The following is an 18437-nucleotide window of genomic DNA, read 5'->3' as shown; positions in this document are numbered from 1 at the left end:
GCCACGGCAGGCGGTCTAGAGCGAGAGGACCTGCCCGGCCGCCACCAGTTCCTCCTGGAGCGCGGCCACGTCCACGTCCTGCACCGCCGTGCCGCTCCCCGCGGCCTGGGCGGCGGCGAGCCCGGCGGCGTGGCCGAGCATCTGGTACTGGACCTCCATCCGGATGGAGGAGAACGCCACGTGCGAGGCCGACACGCAGACGGGCACGAGCAGGTTCGCGCACTCCTCCCTGCGCGGCACCAGCGCCCGGTAGGGGATCTGGTACGGCGCCACGCCGACCGACAGGTAGCCCTCGGTCACCACCATGGGGATGGGGTCGGGGTGCTCGTACACCCAGCGCCAGGTCCGCTGCACCTCGCGGATGTCGAGATGGTAGGAGCCCATGGCGACCGCGTCGGCGTGCCGCCGCCCCTCGATGAGGTCGTGCTCGGTGAGGTGGACCTCGCCCAGCATGCGCCGCGCCTCGCGGACGTAGAGCTGGTGCGGCAGGTGGCCGGTGTCGGCGAACTCGTCGGGCGGCAGCCCCCACCGGCTCAGCTCCGCGCGTACGGAGGCGGGCACCTCGGGGTCGTGGGTGAGGAAGTACAGCAGGTCCTGGGCGTGGTGGAGGTGGTGCAGGCGGATGCGCTCGCGCTCCTCAGGCCCGGCGGCGGGGTAGGCCCAGGCGGAGCGGTCCAGCACGCTCAGCGAGAAGGGCCCGAGCGAGTTGCCGTCGCACTTGCCGTTCGGCAGGTTCGGCTCCAGGCCGACCAGGCGGCCCGCGCGGGGCTCGTAGCCCTGCTCGCGCCAGTGGCGGAAGAGCCTGCGGCCGAGCTCCCAGTGGTCGTCGTCGTAGCCGGGCCGGCGCTCGAACGGGATGCGGCCGGGCGCGGTGGTCATGCAGACGCGGTAGCCGTACGACATGACGCCGCCGTCCCCCTCCCCCACCTCGGCCATGGGGCCGTCGGCGACTTGCGGGAGCAGCGTGCCGTCGTCCCTGAACGGCGAGATGTACGGCGGGAAGTTGTGCATGCCGGGCATCACCTCGCGCCGCCCGGCGAAGCGCTCGCCGTGCAGGGAGCGGTCCTCGCGGCCGATGCGGTGGCTCACCCCGGCGGCGGCCATCAGGTCGCCCTCGTAGCTCGCGTCCACGAAGACGCCGCCCGCGTAGTCGCCCCGCCGGGTGGCGGCGGAGAAGATGCGGTCGCCGGAGGTGACGACGGTGCGCAGCGGCGCGTCGAAGACGACCTCGACCCCGGCCCGCTCCAGCCAGGACAGGAAGATCTCCTCGGCGACGTGCGGCTCGGGGCCCGCGTAGCGGCCGGGCGCGACCCCGTACGCGTCGGCGACCGCCTGGCGGAACTCGGCCGCCATGCCGCCGAGCACGCGGACGTCGCCGATGTCGGTGTAGCCGAGCCCGCCCGAGGTCATGCCGCCGACGTGCCTGCCGGGTTCGAGCAGCACGGTGTCCAGGCCGCGCCGGGCGGCGGCCACGGCGGCGCACACCCCGCCCGACGTCGCGCCGTAGACGACGACCTCGGCCTGTCTCACCGCCGCCACCATTGCGCGATCCGGCGCAGGTCGTCGCCGGTGATCGGCTCGCGGCTGTTGTCGATGGACTCGACGTAGTAGAGCGCGGGCACGCCCAGCTCGGGCTGCGCCCGCGCGTACGCGAGCCAGTCGGCTTTCGTCGGCATCGGCCACTGGTCGGTGTCGATGAGGTGGCCGGGCATGGCGGCCGTGGCGACGGCGTGGCGGTAGCGGAGCTGGTCGGCGGCGGGGACCGGGTCGTCGGCGGCGTCCAGCTCCAGCACGTCGTTGAGCCTGATCATGTCGCTGACGTCGGCGAAGGCGGGGTGCGGGGTGTGGGTGACCATGAGGGCGTCGGGTTTGACCTGCTTGGCGGCGTCGTACATGGTGGCGAGCAGCTCGTGGAGCAGGGCGAGGCCCCAGGTGGAGCCGTACGTCTTCAGGTGGGAGCCGCTGGGCGACCACTGCGTGAAGTCGATCTTGAAGCCGTCGGCGCCGAGGTCGCCGAGGAGGCGCCGCATGATGGCGCGGACCCGCCGCCGGTAGGCGGGGTTCGTCGGGTCGGCGGCCACGGGCCTGCCTGCGGCGTCCGTGATGCACTCCTCGGCCGGCAGGCCGTCGGCCGACCAGGCCCGCCACCACAGCAGCACGCGCTGGCCGCGGGCGTGCCTGGCGGCGATCCACTCGCGCAGGCCGGGCCACTTGTCCTCGTCGGGCTCCGGGTTGCCGTAGGTGAGCTGCCAGCGGTCGTCGATGACGATCGTGCCCGGCACCAGGCCGTGCTCCTCCAGCCTGGCCAGCCACTCGTCGTACAGGTCGCGGCGCGACAGCGTGACCGGCGAGACCCCGTCGGCCCTGGCGCACTGGGCGCCCCAGCCGCAGAAGATCGGCTCGCTCCACCACGCGGCCCGCTCCCCCTTCGGCCCCTGCGGGGCCAGGCCGTGCGCGACCAGGTCGGCGCGGTGATGTCCGATCGCCTCCCAGGGCGAGGCGGCGGGGCGGAGCACGACGGCGGGCGAGGTCCAGGAGCCGCGCACCTCGGTGTGGCACTCGTAGTCGAAGCGCAGCAGGGCGCCGCCGTCGACCGGCTCGTACGCCACCTCGGTGAAGGTCAGATCGGCGATCCCGGCGCGTACGGAGGCGCCGAGCCACGGCCCGTCCGGCACCGCCGTCGCCCCGGACGGCGCGTCCTTGCAGAAGGCCAGTACCAGCGGCGGCGGGGAGAACACGGCGTGCAGCCGGCCGGGCGAGGCGTCGCCGACGACGGTCAGCGCGACCGGCGCGGACACCGGCCGCACCACGCTCACCGGGTGCGCCGGCGTGGGGCTGAACACGCCGCGCGCGTGCACGCCGGAGCGGAACACGCCGGACGCGCGGGTGTTGAGCACGGCCCGGCCGCCGAGCAGCGTCACCTGGTCGAGCACGCCGTCGCCCTCGACCCGCACCTCGACCGCGATGGTCTCGGGCGTACAGGTGAGCCTGACCGTCTTGCTCTGCCACTCGGTGGTGCGCTGGGGGACGTCGAACACGGCCGCGCCGTCGCGCTCGGCGAGCACGGTCGGCAGCGTCTCGTACGTCTCGTCGCGCCCGCCCCGGGTATCGACCGAGGCGAGCAGGTTGATGGACATCCACCCTTCGAGCTCGGCGCTGGGGTCGGTGCGGGAGACGGTCAGCCGGTAGTGGCCGGTGTCGAGGTGGTAGGCGGTGTCGGTGGTGGTGATCCGCATGGACCGGCTCATCCCTTGCTTCCCGTCGTCGCGATGCCCCTGATGAAGTGCTTCTGGCCGAGGAAGAACAGGATGATCATCGGGATGGTGGTGATGACGCTGGCCGTCATCACGATCTCCCAGTGCCACTCGCCGCCGAACCCGAACTGGTCGAGCAGCGCCTTCAGCCCGCGCGGCACCGTGAAGGTCTCGGAGTCGCGCAGGTAGATGAGCGGCCGCATGAGGTCGGTCCAGGCGGCCTGGAACTCGAAGAGCAGGGTCACGACGACCGCGGGCCTGCACAGGGGCAGGGCGATGCGGGTGAAGATCTTCCAGTTGTTCGCGCCGTCGATCTTGGCGGCCTCGAACGGCTCGCGCGGCAGGCCCATGAAGAACTGCCGCAGCAGGAAGATGTAGAAGGCGCTGCCGAACAGGTTCTGCGCCCACAGCGGGGTGAGCGTGCCGACCATGCCGAGCGAGTTCCAGATGAGGAACACCGGGATCATGGTGACCGCGCCGGGCAGCATCATCGTCGCCAGCACGATGCCGAACAGGACGTTCCTGCCGGGGAAGCGGAAGTAGGCGAACCCCCAGGCCACCATCGCGCTGGTGATCGTCACCGCGACCGCCGCGAGCACCGTCACCAGCAGCGTGTTGGCCATCCACAGGCCGAGCGGGGCCTCGTGCCAGACCCGGATGTAGTTCTCCAGCGTGAACGTCTCGGGGATGATCCGGTTGTCGAAGACCTCGCTGCGCGGTTTGAAGGAGGCGCTGAGCAGCCAGATGAACGGGTAGATGAACGCGATCGTGAACGCACCGAGCGCGACCCAGGTCGCGATCTTCGCGGCGCGCCTCATGGGTTACCCCCTTCGTAGTGGACGAAGCGCCTGGTCACCACGATCTGCACGGCGGTGATCGCCATGATCACGATGAACAGCAGCCAGGCGAGCGCGGAGGCGTACCCCATGTGCAGGAACTCGAAGGCCTGCTGGAACAGGTAGATCGCGTAGAACAGCGCCGCGTCGTTGCTGTAGGTGGTGTTGCCCGCGCCGAAGAAGGCGGTGTACGCCTCGGTGAACGATTGCAGGGCGTTGATGGTGTCCACGACGACCAGGAAGAACAGCGTGGGGCTGATCATCGGCACGGTGATGCGGAACAGCCGCTTCCACCAGCCGGCGCCGTCCACGAGGGCGGAGTCGTACAGCTCCTGGGGGACGCCGCGCAGGGCGGCGAGGATGATGACCACGGAGGAGCCGACCGTCCACAGGTTCATCAGCACCAGGCCCGGCTTGACCCAGTCGGGGTCGGTGGTCCAGGCGGGGCCGTCGATGCCGAAGAGGCCGAGGAAGGCGTTGATCAGGCCGTTCTGGCCGTTGAACAGCAGCAGCAGGAGGATGCCGATCGCGACCGGCGGGGTCATCTTGGGCAGGAAGAAGGCCGTGCGGAAGAAGCCCGTGGCCTTGCTGGCGCTGTTGAGCAGCAGCGCCAGCCCGAGTGCGACCACGAGGTGGGTCGGCACCGACAGCACGGCGAACACGAACGTGTTCCACAGCGCCAGGCCGACCTTCGGGTCCTCGAAGAGCTGCACGTAGTTGTCGAAGCCGACGTAGTTCGGGTCGTTGATGACGTCGTAGTCGGTCAGCGACAGGTAGGCGCTGTTGATGACGGGCCATGCGGTGAAGACCAGGAACCCGATGATCCAGGGGCTGATGAACAGCAGCGCCGCCCTGGTCTCGATGAACCGCATGGTCCGCCGTCGCGGTGCTCGGGTGTGGGATGGGGACATCTCAGTTCGTACGCTTCGTCCAGCCGGCCCACGCCTTGTCGAGCGCCTCCTGCGCCTCCTGCTGGGCCTTGTCGAGGGCGGCCTTGGGCTCGTCCTGGCCGTTGAGCACCCGGTTCACCGCGTTCTGCCAGGCGTCCTTGAACTCCTTGTCGGCCGGGTTGGCCGGGAGGCTGAAGGTGTTCTTGTTGGCCTCGTAGAACGCCTTGACGCCGGCGTCCCACACCTCGCCGCCGGAGGTGAGCATCTTCTCGATCTCGGCGTCGGCCTTGACGTTGCCGGTGAGGACGCCGGTGAACGGCTTGCCCTCGGCCTTGCGCTTGTCGACGCGGGCCTGGGCGGCGGCCTTCCAGGTGTCGACCAGCGTCATGGTCTTGGCGAAGCGGCAGGCGGCGCCGGGGTTCTTCGAGCCCTTGGGGACGGCCCACGCCGAGCCGGACGAGTACGCGAGCGGCCTGCCCTCGGGGGTGCGGAAGGTGTCGAAGGCCATCGGCGCCTTGGGCGAGACGTCGTTGAGCACGTTGACGTACCACTGCTCCATCGGCATCGCACCGAGGGCGTTGGTGGCGTACTGGTTGCCCTTGCCGAAGAAGTCGGCCGAGTCGCGCACGGCCTTGACCTTGGCGAAGCCGCCCTGCGCGTCGTAGATGGAGACGGCGAACTCCAGGGCCTTGACCACCTCGGGGCTGTTGAGCTGCGCGGTCTTGCCGTCTGCCGAGAGCAGGTCGGCGCCGAGCGACTTGGCCCACAGCGGCAGGAACTCGGGCAGTTTGCTGTCGAAGCCGATCACCTTGAGCTTGCCGCCGGAGGTCTTGGTCAGCTTCTTCGTCGCCGCGGTGATCTTGTCCCAGTCGGAGCCGTTGACGTCGTCGATGGTCAGGCCCGCCTGCTTGAGCAGGTCGGCGTTGGCCATCGTGATCTGGACCTGGTTGAACTCGGGGATGCCGTAGACCTCGCCGCCGAACGTCACCTGGGCGAGGGCGTCCTTGTTGTACATCGAGGTGTCGATCTGCTCGCCCTGGATGCAGGCGGTCAGGGGAACGATCGCACCACGTGAGGCGAAGGTGCCGATCTGGTCGCGGTTGGCGTAGATGATGTCCGGCGGGTCGCCGGCCGCGACGGACGACAGGAACTGCTGGATGTCCAGGTCACCCTCGATCAGCTTCACGTCGGCGCCGCCGAGCGCCTTCTTGGCCAGATCGACGCGGGTGCTGCCGATCTCGTCGGTCGCACCGAAGCCCATGACCGAGATCGTGCCCTGGTAGGAGGCAGTGGGGTTGAACTGGCCCGCCGACGGCGCCGGCGCGGCCGCTCCGCCGGTGCCCTTCGCGCAGGACGTCAGCGCGAGCGCCAGCGACACGGACAGGACGGACCAGCGGACGAGTGGGGTTCTCATGGGGGTTTCGCCTCCACACTGATCAAGCGGGGCATCAGGCATGCTGATGACGGCCACGTGGCGCCAGGCCAGTGTGGCAACGTTCACACATCTGAGAACGTACCCATACCGCTGAAATCCCGTCAACCACTCCTTCCACTGCGTTTCGGTGACGTTAACTACTCCAGGGATGTGGAACGCGCCGCGCACAACGTCCACAACCCCGGCCGCGCCGGGCTTCCAGCACCGCATGACCGCCCCATCGCGCCCGCCGCCCCGCACGAATGCACGGCGGTCGCGCAGCCGGCCGACCCGCACGCATGCGCGGCCGTCGCGTGCAGGCACGCGAGAGCCCCGCCCCGCGCCGGCGCCTCCGCCCCGCGCGAGGGTGCCCGGGCACGCGAGAGGGCCCGGCCGGAGAACCGTCGGCCGGGCCCTCGGGTGCAGGCGCCCTGGGGCAGGGAACCGGGCGCCCTTCCTCGGAGGAGGCGGTTGTGGCTGTCAGCCCCCGATCATCAGTGCCGGGTCGCCTTCTCCGCGCCGACGCCGGTCAGCGAGCGAACCTCGATCTCGGCGTACTTGGCGGCGTTGTACTCCTTGCTGAGCACGGTGCCGATCCAGCCGCACAGGAAGCCCAGCGGGATCGAGATGATGCCGGGGTTGCTCAGCGGGAACCAGGCGAAGTCCGCATCCGGCAGCAGCGCGGTCTTGGTGCCGGAGACCACCGGCGAGAAGATCACCAGCAGCAGGGCGGAGAGGAGACCGCCGTAGATGGCCGAGACCGCGCCCGCGGTGTTGAACCTCTTCCAGAACAGGCTGTAGAGGATCGCGGGCAGGTTGCCCGACGCCGCCACCGCGAACGCCAGCGACACCAGGAAGGCCACGTTCTGGCCCTGGGCGAGGATGCCCAGGCCGATCGCGATCGCGCCGATGATCAGGGCGGAGACGCGGGCCACCACGACCTCCTGCCGCTCGGTCACCTGGCCGCGCTTGAAGACGTGCGCGTACAGGTCGTGGGAGAAGCTGGAGGAGGAGGCGAGCGTCAGGCCGGCCACCACGGCGAGGATCGTCGCGAAGGCGACGGCGCCGATCAGCGCCAGCAGGATCGTGCCGCCGACGGTGCCGAAGATCTCCTCGCCGATGCGTTGCGCCAGCATGGGCGCCGCCGTGTTGCCCGCCGCGTCGCCCGCTGTGATGTCCTCCTTGCCGACCAGGGCCGCCGCGCCGAAGCCGAGGACCAGGGTGAGCAGGTAGAAGACGCCGATGATGGCGATGCCCCAGAGCACCGACTTGCGGGCCTCCCTGGCGGTGGGCACGGTGTAGAAGCGGATGAGGATGTGCGGCAGGCCCGCCGTGCCGAGCACGAGCGCGAGACCCAGGCTGATCAGGTCGATCTTGCCGGCCAGGCCCTGCTCCTCGGTGCCGTACTTCAGGCCGGGGATCAGGAAGCTCTCCGGGTCGGTCTCCGGCCCGCTGGTGGCGGCGGCCTGGCCGAGCAGTGCCGAGAGGTTGAAGCCGAACTTGCCGAGCACCAGCACCGTCACCAGCGCGGCGCCGCCCATGAGCAGTACGGCCTTGACGATCTGCACCCAGGTGGTGCCCTTCATGCCGCCGAACACGACGTACACGATCATCAGGGCGCCGACGCCGACGATCGTCCACGCCTTGCCGGCCTCGCCGGTGATGCCGAGCAGCAGGCCGACCAGCGCGCCCGCGCCGACCATCTGGGCCAGCAGGTAGAAGATGCTGACGACGATGGTCGAGACGCCCGCCGCCGTGCGGACCGGCCGTGGGCTCATCCTGAACGCCAGGACGTCGGCCATGGTGAACTTGCCGGAGTTCCGCATCAGCTCGGCCACCAGCAGCAGCGCCACCAGCCAGGCGACGAGGAAGCCGATCGAGTAGAGGAAGCCGTCGTAGCCGGACAGGGCGATGATGCCGGCGATGCCGAGGAACGAGGCGGCCGACATGTAGTCGCCGCCGATCGCCAGGCCGTTCTGCACGCCGCTGAACGACCGGCCGCCCGCGTAGTAGTCGGCGGCCGTCTTGGTCTGGCGGCTCGCCCAGACGGTGATCGCCAGGGTGATGGCCACGAAGGTGAGGAAGAGGATCATCCCCAGGGTGGTCGAGCTCACTTGGCCTTCTCCTCCACCTCGTGACGCAGCTTGTCGGCGATCGGGTCGAGCTTCTTCTCCGCGTGCCTGGAGTAGGCCCAGGCGATGAGGAAGGTCGAGACGAACTGGAGCAACCCGAAGATCAGCCCGACGTTGATCTCTCCGAGCACCTTGATGCCCATGAAGCCGCGCGCCCAGCCCGACAGCACCACATAGAGCAGGTACCAGACGAGGAACGCCACGGTCATGGGGAACGTCCAGCGGCGGAAACGCCGCTTCAGGTCCTGGAACTCACTGCTCTCCTGCACTTGTTCATAGACCGATGCGTCATGTTCTTGTGTCGTCACGAGACCTCCACTGTGATGCGGATCACGCCCAACGTAAGAGCGCAACCTACCCGCCGTGGAGGGCCGCCGGTGGGTTGTTCGGCGAGCCGCCGCCTCACCGCGCTTAGTTGGGGATGGCTTGCGGTGAAAGGTCTTTCTCGTGCGATGAGCGGTCGGTCTTACCGTTCATCGCGCTATCTCACCCGCCCTGGGCCACCCTTGACCGCGCCGGCGGTCAGTCCCTCGGCGAGGGAGCGGCGAACGGCACGAGCGCCGGCAGCCGGGATCGCCACCCGCACCATCGCCGCCGGGCGGGGAGGCGCCGCCCACCTGCGCGGCCTCCTCCGGCGCCACCGGCACCCGCTCGTGGAAGCCGCGCATGATGATCCCCGCCGGGAACAGCAGGTCCTGCCAGGTGGCGGGCGGGTCAGGCCGCGGTCGCGCGCGTGCACCGGGAGAAGCCGTACGGGATGAGGTGCGCCTTGCCGCCCACCTGACCGCCGCGGGGCACGGACAGCGCTGTCAATCACATGCCGTCCAGAACGTCAGGCGGACATGCCCTCCAGCGCCAGACCGAGATCCTTGATGAGGGTGTCGGCAGGTTCGAGACCGACGGAGAGGCGGACGAGGCCGACGGGGATGCCCATGGTCCGGCGGACGCTCTCCTCGGTGGTCAGCGCGGGCGCGTTCACCAGGCTCTCGAAACCACCCCACGACACCCCGATCCGGAAATGCCGCAGCTTGTTGAGGAACGCCCCGACCTCCGCGCGCGACTCCGTGTCGAGCACGATGCTGAACACGCTGGAGAAACCCGACATCTGCCGCAGCGCGATCGCGTGCCCGGGATGCGACGGCAGGCCGGGATGGTTCACCTCGCGCACCGCGGGGTGGCCCTCCAGAAACGACGCCACCGCGAGCCCGCGCTCCTGGTGTGCCGCCATCCGCACCGGCAGCGTGCGCAGCCCCTTGATCACCTTGGCCGCGTCGTGCGGCGACATGGCGGCGCCGTAGAGCTGGTACTCCTGCAGCGCCAGCGGCCTGATCAGCCGTGCCGGCCCGACCACGACGCCGCCCACGAGGTCGCTGTGCCCGCCGATGTACTTCGACAGCGAGTGCACGACGAGGTCCACGCCCATCGTGAGCGGCTTCTGGAACAGCGGGGTGGACCAGGTGTTGTCCATCACGGTCACCAGCCCGCGCTCGCGCGCCCAGGCCGTCACCTCCGCGATGTCCACGACGCGGTAGGCCATGTAGGACGGCGACTCGAAGTAAAGTAGGCGGGTGCTCCCGGCTCTGATAGCGCTATCACCTGCCTCGAGGTCGTCGACGTGCGTATGCGACACGCCGAACTTCTCGAGGTAGCGCAGAAACTGGGTGGTGGGCCCATAGACCGCGCCGAGCACCAGCACGTGATCGCCCGCCGACACCAGCGAGGAGATGGTCGCCGAGATCGCGCCCATGCCGGAGCCGAAGCACTTCGCGCGCTCTCCCCGTTCCAGCGCCGCCAGCTTACGCTGGGCGAGGTCCACCGTCGGGTTGGTCCCCCGCCAGTAGACGTAGCGCTCGTCCTCGTTCCTGACGGCCTCGCCGAGCTCTTCGGCCGTCTCGAACGTGAACAGCGAGTTCTCGAAGACCGGCGGGTTGACCGCGCCCAGCACCCAAGGCTCGTCCTCACCCAACCGGCCACAGATCCATTCGTCATCCATGGGGGCACACTATGACAGCGCGCGAGCAGGACGACCTGGCGGCTCCGTCCGGCGAGGCTCGCGCGGCGGTCACCCGCAAGCCCACCATGGCCGACGTCGCCAGGCACGCGGGTGTGAGCCTCAAGACCGTCTCCCGGGTCGTCAACCAGGAGCCGCACGTGCGGGCCTCGCTGCAGCAGCGGGTGCAGGCCGCGATCGACGCGCTCGGCTACCGCCGCAACGAGGCCGCCGCCCGGCTCGCCAGGGGCGCGTCCATGCTCACGCTGGGGCTCGTCATGGAGAACATCTCCAACGAGTTCTACGGCCGCCTGGCCGCCGCCGTGGAGGCCGCGGCGGCCGAGCACGAGGCGCTCGTCGTGTTCGGCTCGTACGAGGAGAGCGCCGACAAGGAGCGCATGCTCATCGAGTCGATGTACGCCCGCGGCGTCGACTCGCTCATCGTCGTGCCCTCCCCCGCCGACCACGGCTGGCTGGCCCGGCACGCGGGGCTCACCACGGTGTTCGTCGACCGGGTGCCGCCCGGCCTGGTCACCGCCGACGCGGTGCTGCTCGATGACGTGCGGGGCGGCCGGGTCGCCACCGAGCACTTGCTGGCCCACGGCCACCGCAGGATCGCGCTGATCTCCGACGACGAGGGCATCAGCTCCGTGCGCGACCGGGCGGCCGGCTACCGTGCGGCGCTGTCCGCCGCCGGGGTCCCCGCCGACGAGCGGCTGGTCGTGCACGCGGTGTACGACCCGGCCCGGGTGGCGTGCGAGGTGTCCAGGCTGCTCGACCTCGACGACCCGCCCACCGCGTTCTTCGCCACCAACAACCGCGCCGCGATCGGCATCCTCCAGGCGCTGCGCGAGCGTCCCGAGCGGCCCGCGTACGTGGGGTTCGACGACTTCGCGCTGGCCGGTGTGTTCAACCCCGGCGTCACCGTCGTGCGCTACGACACCGCGCGCCTGGCCAGGGCCGCCGTGGACCTGCTGCTGAACCCGTCGCGCGCGGCGCGCAGGGTGAAGGTGCCCGTCGAGCTGGTGGCACGCGGCTCGGGCGAGCTGCCGCCCCGCTGAGCCCAAAACCCGGTCACATCTCCGCAAGCCCGCGAGCGCCGCCCGCCTGAGCGGGTAGCTCAAGCGGGATGACGGCTCAAGGGAACGGACCCGCGTCCGAAGGCGCCGAGGCGGCCCGGGTGAACACCGACCCGGACGTCTACCTCGACGTGCCCGAGGTCAAGGTGGACGAGATCACGCTCGACGTGCAGGATCTGCGGGCCCGGGTATCGCTCCAGGCCGAGGTGCTCGACCTGCTGAAGCTGAACGTCGGCGCGGACGTCTTCCTCGGCAGCGTCAACCTCACCATCAAGGGGGTGGAGGCGCAGGCGCTGCTGAAGGTCCGGCTGGACAACGTGGCCCGCATCATCGACCGGGTGCTGCAGACCATCGACACCAACCCGCAGCTGCTCGAACACCTCACCAGAGGCGTCGGCCGCGCGGTGGAGGACCTCGGCGTGGGCGCGGGCCACGCGGTGCGCGACGTGGGCGCGGGGGCCGGCGGCGCAGTGCGCGACGTCGGCGCGGGCGCGGGCGGGGCGGTGCGGGATCTCGGCGCGGGCGCGGGCGGGGCCGTACGGGACGTGGGCGCGGGCGCGGGCCACGCGGTGCGCGACGTGGGCGCCGGCGCAGGGGGCGCCGTACGCGAGGTGGGCACCGGGGCAGGAGGCGCGGTCCGCGACGTCGGCACGGGAGCCGGTGGCGCCGTACGCGACGTCGGCACGGGAGCCGGCGAGGCCGTACACGACGTCGGCACCGGGGCAGGAGGCGCGGTCCGCGACGTCGGCACGGGAGCCGGCGGGGCCGTACGCGAGGTGGGGGCGAGCGCCGGCGACACCGTGCGCGATGCGACGGGCGCCGTACGCGAGGTCGCACCGCCCGCGATCCCCCGCGACGAGAAGGAGAGGCAGGATGCCGAAGCCGGAACACCCGACGAACCCCGACGTGGAGATCAGCGCGAAGGCGAAGGTGAAGGAGATGCGCCACCACCGCAAGCCCACGGTGGTGGTCCGCGCGAGGATCGAGCCGGATGGCGAGTGCTTTTCGGGTAGCGACCGGACGAACCTCCCCGACGAGGTCGAGCCCGGCGTCACGTACCGCGACGTGCGCATCGACTTCCGCGTGGCCGCCGCCCTCGCCGACCCGCAGGACGGCGAGCGGCGGCCCTGCCGGGACGAGCCGGGCGAGACCCGCCGGGCTGGCCGCGCCGCACGCGACGAGCAGGGCTAGGACGAGCGGGGCCGCCAGTCGCCGCGGTGGAGGTCGAGGTCCTCCGGCGTGTGCAGCCGGACCATCGTCCGCGCCACCCCGGCGGGCACGCGGTGCGGCGTGAGGAACGACACCGCGATCATCACGGTGAACGCGATGGGCACCGTCCAGGCCGCCGGCTGGGCGAGCAGCGCACCCGCAAGCCCGCTCTGCGGCCCGCCGACGATCGTGATCAGGACCGCGCCGCAGGCCAGCCCGCCGCCCACCAGCAGCCCCGCCAGCGCGCCGACCGTGGACAGCCGCCGCCACCAGATGCCGAGCACGAGCAGCGGGCAGAACGAGGATGCCGCCACCGCGAAGGCGAGCCCCACCACGTCCGCCACCGGCAGCGCCCGCGCCCACAGCGCCAGGGCCAGCGGCACCGCGACCGCCATCAGCGTGGCCCACCTGAACGAGCGCACGCCGCCCTTGAGCAGGTCCTGGGCGATGACGCCCGCAACGGACACGGTCAGCCCCGACGAGGTGGACAGGAACGCGGCGAACGCCCCGGCGGTGACCAGCGCGGTCAGCAGGTCGCCCAGAGTGCCGCCGATCATCCGGCTGGGCAGGGTGAGCACGACCGTGTCGGTGCGCACGAGGTCGGGCGCGTACAGGCGGCCGAGCCAGCCGTACACGGCGGGCAGCAGGTAGAACGTGCCGAGCAGGGAGAGCACGACCAGCGTCGTGCGGCGGGCGGCCCGGCCGTCGGGGTTGGTGTAGAAGCGCACGAGCACGTGCGGCAGTCCCATGGTGCCCAGGAAGGTCGCGAGGATCAGCGAGTACGTCGAGTACAGCCCGTACTCCTTGCCGCCGACCAGCGGCACCTGCCAGGTGGCCTGGTCGGCGGGGCTGAGCCCGGGAGCGCCGTCGCGCTGCCAGGCGATCAGCAGGAACACCAGCGGCACGGCCAGCGCGGTCAGCTTGAGCCAGTACTGGAACGCCTGCACGAACGTGATCGACCGCATGCCGCCCGACAGCACGTTGACCGCGACGACCACGGCGACGAGCAGCCCGCCCACCCAGACCGGCGTGCCGGTGATCGTGCGCAGCACCAGCCCGGCGCTCTGGAACTGCGGCATGAGGTAGAACCAGCCGATCAGCACGACGAGCACGCTCGCCGTGCGGCGCACGGTCATCGACTCAAGGCGCGCCTCGGCGAAGTCGGGCAGCGTGTACGCACCCGACCGCCGCAGCGGCGCCGACACCAGCACCAGCAGCACGAGGTAGCCGCCGGTCCAGCCGACCGGCAGCCACAGCATGTCCACGCCGAAGGACAGGATGAGCCCGGCGACGCCCAGGAAGGAGGCCCCCGACAGGTACTCGCCGCCGATGGCGGAGGCGTTCCACAGGGGGCTGACCGTGCGGGAGGCGACGTAGAAGTCGGACGTCGTACGGGAGAACCTGATGCCGAAGGCTCCGATGAGCACGGCCGCCACCATGACGACCAGCACCGCTGTCATGCTCATGCGATCCGCCCGCCCGCCCGCGCCGTCACCGGCGTTCGACCAGTTCGGCGAAGTGGCGTTCGTTGCGCTCGGCCTGGCGGACGTAGAGCCAGGCCCCGATGACGAAGGCCGGATAGATCAGCCCGGCCAGCACCGCCCACGGAAGCGGCACGCCCAGCAGGCGCACCTCGCGCAGCTCGGGGATGAGCAGGAACAGCAGCGGCAGCCCGCCGACGACACAGGCCAGCACCGTGCAGACGAACATGGCCAGCCGGAACTGGGTGCGCAGCAGCGAGTGCATGTAGACCTCGCCGAGCCGGGTCTGCTCGTCGATCTCGCGGGTGGCGGGGTAGCGGGGGCGGCGGGCGGCGGCCGTACGGGGGCTGGTGACGGCGACGCGGCGCGGCACGTCGGCGCCCCTGCGGCCGTCCGGCGTGCGCCGGAAGCCGTCCGCGGAGCGGCGCGTCCCGTCGGTGCGGGGCAGCGGCGAGCGGCGGCCCTGGCGCGGCTCGTGGCTCATTCGTGCCTGCCTTTCCTCGCCCGCCGCACGAGCAGGTCGCGCAGCTCCCGCGTGTGCCGGCGGCTGACCGGGAGCTCGGTGTCGCCGACGCGCACCGTGCACTTGCCCGAGTCGATGTGCAGCTCCTTGATGTGCTTGACGGCGACCAGGTGGCTGCGGTGCACCCGGACGAACCCGGCCGACGACCAGCGCTCCTCCAGCGTGGCGAGCGGGATGCGCACCAGGTGGCTGCCGGACGCGGTGTGCAGGCGGGCGTAGTCGCCGTGCGCCTCCACGTAGATGACGTCGGCGCTGGAGACGAACCGGGTGACTCCGCCCAGCTCGACCGGGATCGTGTCGCTCTCGCCGCCCTCGGCGGGCACGTCGGCCGAGACCGCGACCCGTCTGATCGCCTCGGCCAGCCGTTCGGGCCGCACCGGTTTGAGCAGGTAATCCTCGGCTTTGATCTCGAACGCGTCCACCGCGTGCTCCTCGTACGCGGTCACGAACACCACCCTGGGCGGGTTCGCGAACTGCGACAGCAGCCGTCCGAGCACCACGCCGTCGAGCCCGCGCATCCTGATGTCGAGGAACACGGCGTCGATCGGCCGTCCTTCGGCGATGGCACGGTCGAGCAGGCGCAGCGCGGCCGCGCCGTCCCTCGCGGTGACCACCTCCCCGATCCTGGGGTCTGCGCGCAGCAGATACGACAGGTCTTCCAGAGCGGGCAACTCGTCGTCGACCGCGAGTACCCGGAGTTGTGCCATAGACAGTGATGAAACCGACATCGAAGATCGAGGTCAACGGGCGGAGACGCCTGGGTGATATTTCGGCAACCTGATGTTGACTTTGGTCCCGGCGCCCTTGGCGGTCTCGACCACGAGCCCGTACTCGTCGCCGTAGACCTGGCGCAGCCGCTCGTCCACGTTCGCCAGCCCGACGCCGCCCGCGGGGACGGTCTCACCTGCGAGGATGCGGCGCAGCCGCTCGGGGTCCATGCCGAGCCCGTCGTCCTCGACGCTGATGCGGCACTCCGCCCCGGCGTCCTCGGCGATGATCGTGATGCGGCCGACGCCGTTCTTGCTCTCCAGGCCGTGGCGGACGGCGTTCTCGACCAGCGGCTGCAGGCACAGGAACGGCACCGCGACCGGCAGCACCTCCGGGGCGATGCGCAGCGTCACCTGGAGCTGGTCGCCGAACCTGGCCCGCTCCAGGATCAGGTAGCGGTCGATCGAGCGCAGCTCCTCGGCCAGCGTGGTGAACTCGCCGTGCCTGCGGAAGGAGTAGCGGGTGAAGTCGGCGAACTCCAGCAGCAGCTCCCTGGCCCGCTCGGGGTCGGTGCGCACGAACGAGGCGATCGTGGTGAGCGAGTTGTAGATGAAGTGGGGCGAGATCTGCGCGCGCAGCGCCCGCACCTCGGCCTCCATGAGCAGCGTGCGCGAGCGGTCCAGCTCGGCCAGCTCGAGCTGCGAGTCCACCCAGCCGGCCACCTCCTGGGCGGCCCTGACGAGCCCGGCCGAGGCGTTCTGCCCGTAGGCGGCGAGCGTGCCCACCACCCGGTCGTCGGTGGTCAGCGGCACCACCACGGCGTGCCTGATGGGGCATTCGAGCAGGTCGCAGTCGATGGTGAGCACCTGGGTGCGGCCGTCCTTGAGAGTGGCCGCCGCGTGCTCGAACGCCTGGCCGGCGTGGTGGTCGTCGCCCTCGCCGTCGTAGACGAGCAGGCGTTCGCCGTCGGTGATGGCCAGGGCGGCGCAGCCGAGCAGCTTGCGCAGGTGGCGGGAGGCGCGCTCGGCGCCGTCGGCGGTCAGCCCGGCCCGCAGCGGCGGCCCCGCCATGGAGGCGGTGTGCAGGGTCTCGAACGTCGCCCGCTCGGCCGGGCTGGTGCCCAGCTCCCTGCGCCCGCGCATGACCCGCCACAGCACGACGCCGGGCACGCCGACGAGCACCGCGACGACGGCCGAGCCGACGAGGTACTCCACGCGGCCTGAGCCTAGCTCACAGCGCCCGCCCAGCCGAGTGCGCGCAAGCCCCCTGAGACCCTCAGAGGGCCTTGGCGATGCGGGCGGCGTAGGAGGCGGCCTCGTCGGCGGACTCGTACGTGGTGCGCGGCCAGAAGAAGCCGCGCAGCCCGTCCTTCTTGTGGCGCGGCACCACGTGCACGTGCAGGTGGGGGACGCTCTGGCTGATCCGGTTGTTCATCGCCACGAACGTGCCGCCGGCCTCCAGCCCCTCCTCGACGGCCCGCGCCACGGCCTTGACCCGCTCGAAGAACGGCCCGACGTCGCCGAGGTCGGTGAGCGTCTCGACGTGCACGCGCGGCACGACCAGCACGTGTCCCTTGAAGACCGGCCGGATGTCGAGGAAGGCCAGCGCCACGTCGTCGGAGCTCACCACGTGGGCGCTCCGCTCACCGGCGATGATCTCGCAGAACAGGTCAGTGCTCACGCGCCGACCCTACCGCTGCCCCGCGCCGCCGCCCTCCCGCGCGCGGCGCGCGAAGGCCGTCCAGCTCGTCATGTTGGGCTCCGACCAGCGCTCCGGCGCGTGCAGGTAGTGCTCGCCGATGCGTTCGCGCAGCCGTACGGGAACCTCCGGCACCTTCGCGCCCCTGCAGTGGTAGACCAGCCCGCCCCCGCGCTGCCCCATCGCCATCCACGGCAGCCACGGCGAGACCCGGCACCACGAGAACGCGCACGGCACGTCCGGCGCGCCCGAGTCCAGGTCGGCCGCCGAGACGAAGAACTGGAACAGCTCCAGCGCCCGGTAGGTGTCGCTCGCCGAGTTCTGCGGGAATTCGGCCACCTTGAGCGGCGAGGGGTAGGCGAGCCGGACGTCCACGTTGTAGACGACCTGCCCGCCGAGCCGCGTCCGCGGCACCGGATGGCCGCCGAGCCGCTGGTTGACCGGGTCGTTGAAGACGTGCTGGACCTCGACGTCGCGGCCGGTGAGCGGGTTGTGCCAGGTGTCGAGGACGCGCCGGTCGCGGGGATCGAGGTAGAGTGCCGCCTCGCGGGCGAGCAGCCGCCACCCGTCGCCGGTCTCGACGGCCCTGGCGACGTTCACGCCCTCGAAGCCGAACAGGTGGTGCGGGCCGTCGTCGTCCTGCCAGCCGTAGACGTCGCCAATCCAGTACGAGATCGTCTCCGCGCCGTCGGATGACGCGCGGACCCGGATGAAGTCCATGCCGCGCAGCCTACGGGCGGCCCGCTCAGCGGGGAACGCCGGTGGACGGCCGCTCGCGCACGGTCACCGTGAAGACCGCCTCACCGGACTGCCGCCTGCTCTCCTCGGTGGCGGGCGTCCTGTCCTGCCCGCAGCGCCAGCAGTCGTGCAGTCTGATCTCGGTCGTGCCGGGCTGCTTGCCGTTGAAGACGAAGTACGCGATGCCGCCCGATCCGGGCTCGTCGCCCTCGCTCTCGTGCTCCTCGCTGATGAACGAGGCCACCTTCGTGTCGGGCAGCGCCACCAGGTCCCAGTCGTCGCCCACCGAGCGGTTCTCCGGCACGGCCAGCGAGAAGCGCTGCCCCGGCGTCACCTCCACCTGGACGCTCGTGCCCTTGCCGCCCTTGGCGACCTTCCCGTAGTCGCTCACCCAGTCCCCGGTGCCGCCGCATCCGGACACGGCGAGCAGCGGGACGAGGAGGACGGCGGCCACCGTTCCACGCATCACCCTGGAAGGCTACCCA

18 protein-coding genes are annotated in these 18437 nt (G+C 71.1%); 3 read left to right on the top strand and 15 right to left on the bottom strand.

Going from position 1 to position 18437, the window contains the following annotated elements:
* Positions 1-15: 15 nt before the first annotated feature.
* The 8 genes from ACGFIM_RS28105 to ACGFIM_RS28070 all read right to left on the bottom strand — a co-directional run bounded on the left by ACGFIM_RS28105 (position 16) and on the right by ACGFIM_RS28070 (position 10519).
* On the bottom strand, positions 16-1530 hold the full coding sequence (locus tag ACGFIM_RS28105; RefSeq protein WP_393205694.1) for an FAD-dependent oxidoreductase: 1515 nt from the start codon (positions 1528-1530) through the stop codon (positions 16-18).
* Positions 1527-3236, bottom strand: coding sequence for a hypothetical protein (locus ACGFIM_RS28100; protein ID WP_393205691.1), 1710 nt, complete (start codon positions 3234-3236; stop codon positions 1527-1529). The genes ACGFIM_RS28105 and ACGFIM_RS28100 overlap by 4 nt, the downstream gene beginning before the upstream one ends.
* Before the next feature lie 8 nt (positions 3237-3244).
* Complete coding sequence (locus ACGFIM_RS28095; protein ID WP_393205688.1) at positions 3245-4072, bottom strand: carbohydrate ABC transporter permease; 828 nt, start codon at positions 4070-4072, stop codon at positions 3245-3247.
* Complete coding sequence (locus tag ACGFIM_RS28090) at positions 4069-4962, bottom strand: carbohydrate ABC transporter permease (RefSeq protein WP_393205685.1); 894 nt, start codon at positions 4960-4962, stop codon at positions 4069-4071. Before ACGFIM_RS28090 ends, ACGFIM_RS28095 begins: the two co-directional genes overlap by 4 nt.
* Before the next feature lie 40 nt (positions 4963-5002).
* Positions 5003-6394 carry an ABC transporter substrate-binding protein gene (locus ACGFIM_RS28085; RefSeq protein WP_393205682.1) on the bottom strand — a complete coding sequence of 464 codons (1392 nt, stop codon included), beginning with the start codon at positions 6392-6394 and terminating at the stop codon, positions 5003-5005.
* Positions 6395-6888: 494 nt separating this feature from the next.
* Positions 6889-8487 (bottom strand): cation acetate symporter, encoded by a 1599-nt coding sequence (locus ACGFIM_RS28080; protein ID WP_393205936.1) that lies wholly within the window; start codon positions 8485-8487, stop codon positions 6889-6891.
* A 17-nt stretch (positions 8488-8504) separates the two neighbouring features.
* Positions 8505-8834: a DUF485 domain-containing protein gene (locus ACGFIM_RS28075; protein ID WP_393205679.1), complete on the bottom strand. Its 330-nt coding sequence runs from the start codon at positions 8832-8834 to the stop codon at positions 8505-8507.
* Positions 8835-9358: 524 nt separating this feature from the next.
* Positions 9359-10519 carry a trans-sulfuration enzyme family protein gene (locus tag ACGFIM_RS28070; protein WP_393205676.1) on the bottom strand — a complete coding sequence of 387 codons (1161 nt, stop codon included), beginning with the start codon at positions 10517-10519 and terminating at the stop codon, positions 9359-9361.
* 11 nt (positions 10520-10530) lie between these two features.
* Here ACGFIM_RS28070 and ACGFIM_RS28065 point away from each other — a divergent pair, with 11 nt between their 5' ends.
* The 3 genes from ACGFIM_RS28065 (at position 10531) to ACGFIM_RS28055 (ending at position 12786) form a co-directional block, all read left to right on the top strand.
* Positions 10531-11577 (top strand): LacI family DNA-binding transcriptional regulator, encoded by a 1047-nt coding sequence (locus ACGFIM_RS28065; RefSeq protein ID WP_393205673.1) that lies wholly within the window; start codon positions 10531-10533, stop codon positions 11575-11577.
* A gap of 68 nt (positions 11578-11645) precedes the next feature.
* Entirely contained in the window at positions 11646-12608 is a 963-nt protein-coding gene (locus ACGFIM_RS28060; protein ID WP_393205670.1) for a hypothetical protein, read from the top strand.
* Complete coding sequence (locus ACGFIM_RS28055; protein ID WP_393205667.1) at positions 12535-12786, top strand: hypothetical protein; 252 nt, start codon at positions 12535-12537, stop codon at positions 12784-12786. The genes ACGFIM_RS28060 and ACGFIM_RS28055 overlap by 74 nt, the downstream gene beginning before the upstream one ends.
* Here ACGFIM_RS28055 and ACGFIM_RS28050 read toward each other — a convergent pair.
* The 7 genes from ACGFIM_RS28050 to ACGFIM_RS28020 form a co-directional block, all read right to left on the bottom strand.
* A complete protein-coding gene (locus ACGFIM_RS28050; protein WP_393205664.1) occupies positions 12783-14270 on the bottom strand; it encodes a cation acetate symporter in 1488 nt (495 codons plus the stop codon). The genes ACGFIM_RS28055 and ACGFIM_RS28050 overlap by 4 nt on opposite strands.
* A gap of 25 nt (positions 14271-14295) precedes the next feature.
* Complete coding sequence (locus tag ACGFIM_RS28045; RefSeq protein WP_393205661.1) at positions 14296-14769, bottom strand: hypothetical protein; 474 nt, start codon at positions 14767-14769, stop codon at positions 14296-14298.
* Complete coding sequence (locus ACGFIM_RS28040) at positions 14766-15515, bottom strand: LytR/AlgR family response regulator transcription factor (RefSeq protein ID WP_393205658.1); 750 nt, start codon at positions 15513-15515, stop codon at positions 14766-14768. The genes ACGFIM_RS28045 and ACGFIM_RS28040 overlap by 4 nt, the downstream gene beginning before the upstream one ends.
* 33 nt (positions 15516-15548) lie before the next feature.
* Positions 15549-16730 carry a histidine kinase gene (locus ACGFIM_RS28035; protein ID WP_393205655.1) on the bottom strand — a complete coding sequence of 394 codons (1182 nt, stop codon included), beginning with the start codon at positions 16728-16730 and terminating at the stop codon, positions 15549-15551.
* Between the two features lie 61 nt (positions 16731-16791).
* The gene (locus tag ACGFIM_RS28030) at positions 16792-17196 is read right to left on the bottom strand and encodes an HIT family protein (protein ID WP_393205652.1); all 405 of its coding nucleotides are present in this window, start codon (positions 17194-17196) and stop codon (positions 16792-16794) included.
* A gap of 9 nt (positions 17197-17205) precedes the next feature.
* Entirely contained in the window at positions 17206-17934 is a 729-nt protein-coding gene (locus ACGFIM_RS28025) for a DUF1838 family protein (protein WP_393205649.1), read from the bottom strand.
* 25 nt (positions 17935-17959) lie between these two features.
* Positions 17960-18418 carry a protease inhibitor I42 family protein gene (locus ACGFIM_RS28020; RefSeq protein WP_393205933.1) on the bottom strand — a complete coding sequence of 153 codons (459 nt, stop codon included), beginning with the start codon at positions 18416-18418 and terminating at the stop codon, positions 17960-17962.
* Positions 18419-18437 lie beyond the last annotated feature (19 nt).

This window comes from Nonomuraea sp. NPDC049309 (assembly GCF_043196965.1).
Taxonomy (GTDB): domain Bacteria; phylum Actinomycetota; class Actinomycetes; order Streptosporangiales; family Streptosporangiaceae; genus Nonomuraea; species Nonomuraea fastidiosa.
The sequence above is the reverse complement of the archived record's forward strand: the minus strand, read 5'-3'. Positions and strand labels throughout refer to the sequence as shown.

Bases quoted from the DNA above. Each gene is read 5' to 3' on its own strand.
- ACGFIM_RS28100 (WP_393205691.1), bottom strand. From the start codon at position 3,236: ATGCGGATCACCACCACCGACACCGCCTACCACCTCGACACCGGCCAC.
- ACGFIM_RS28095 (WP_393205688.1), bottom strand. From the start codon at position 4,072: ATGAGGCGCGCCGCGAAGATCGCGACCTGGGTCGCGCTCGGTGCGTTC.
- ACGFIM_RS28090 (WP_393205685.1), bottom strand. From the start codon at position 4,962: ATGCGGTTCATCGAGACCAGGGCGGCGCTGCTGTTCATCAGCCCCTGG.
- ACGFIM_RS28085 (WP_393205682.1), bottom strand. From the start codon at position 6,394: ATGAGAACCCCACTCGTCCGCTGGTCCGTCCTGTCCGTGTCGCTGGCG.
- ACGFIM_RS28080 (WP_393205936.1), bottom strand. From the start codon at position 8,487: ATGATCCTCTTCCTCACCTTCGTGGCCATCACCCTGGCGATCACCGTC.
- ACGFIM_RS28070 (WP_393205676.1), bottom strand. From the start codon at position 10,519: ATGGATGACGAATGGATCTGTGGCCGGTTGGGTGAGGACGAGCCTTGG.
- ACGFIM_RS28065 (WP_393205673.1), top strand. From the start codon at position 10,531: ATGACAGCGCGCGAGCAGGACGACCTGGCGGCTCCGTCCGGCGAGGCT.
- ACGFIM_RS28060 (WP_393205670.1), top strand. From the start codon at position 11,646: ATGACGGCTCAAGGGAACGGACCCGCGTCCGAAGGCGCCGAGGCGGCC.
- ACGFIM_RS28055 (WP_393205667.1), top strand. From the start codon at position 12,535: ATGCGCCACCACCGCAAGCCCACGGTGGTGGTCCGCGCGAGGATCGAG.
- ACGFIM_RS28050 (WP_393205664.1), bottom strand. From the start codon at position 14,270: ATGAGCATGACAGCGGTGCTGGTCGTCATGGTGGCGGCCGTGCTCATC.
- ACGFIM_RS28045 (WP_393205661.1), bottom strand. From the start codon at position 14,769: ATGAGCCACGAGCCGCGCCAGGGCCGCCGCTCGCCGCTGCCCCGCACC.
- ACGFIM_RS28040 (WP_393205658.1), bottom strand. From the start codon at position 15,515: ATGGCACAACTCCGGGTACTCGCGGTCGACGACGAGTTGCCCGCTCTG.
- ACGFIM_RS28025 (WP_393205649.1), bottom strand. From the start codon at position 17,934: ATGGACTTCATCCGGGTCCGCGCGTCATCCGACGGCGCGGAGACGATC.
- ACGFIM_RS28020 (WP_393205933.1), bottom strand. From the start codon at position 18,418: ATGCGTGGAACGGTGGCCGCCGTCCTCCTCGTCCCGCTGCTCGCCGTG.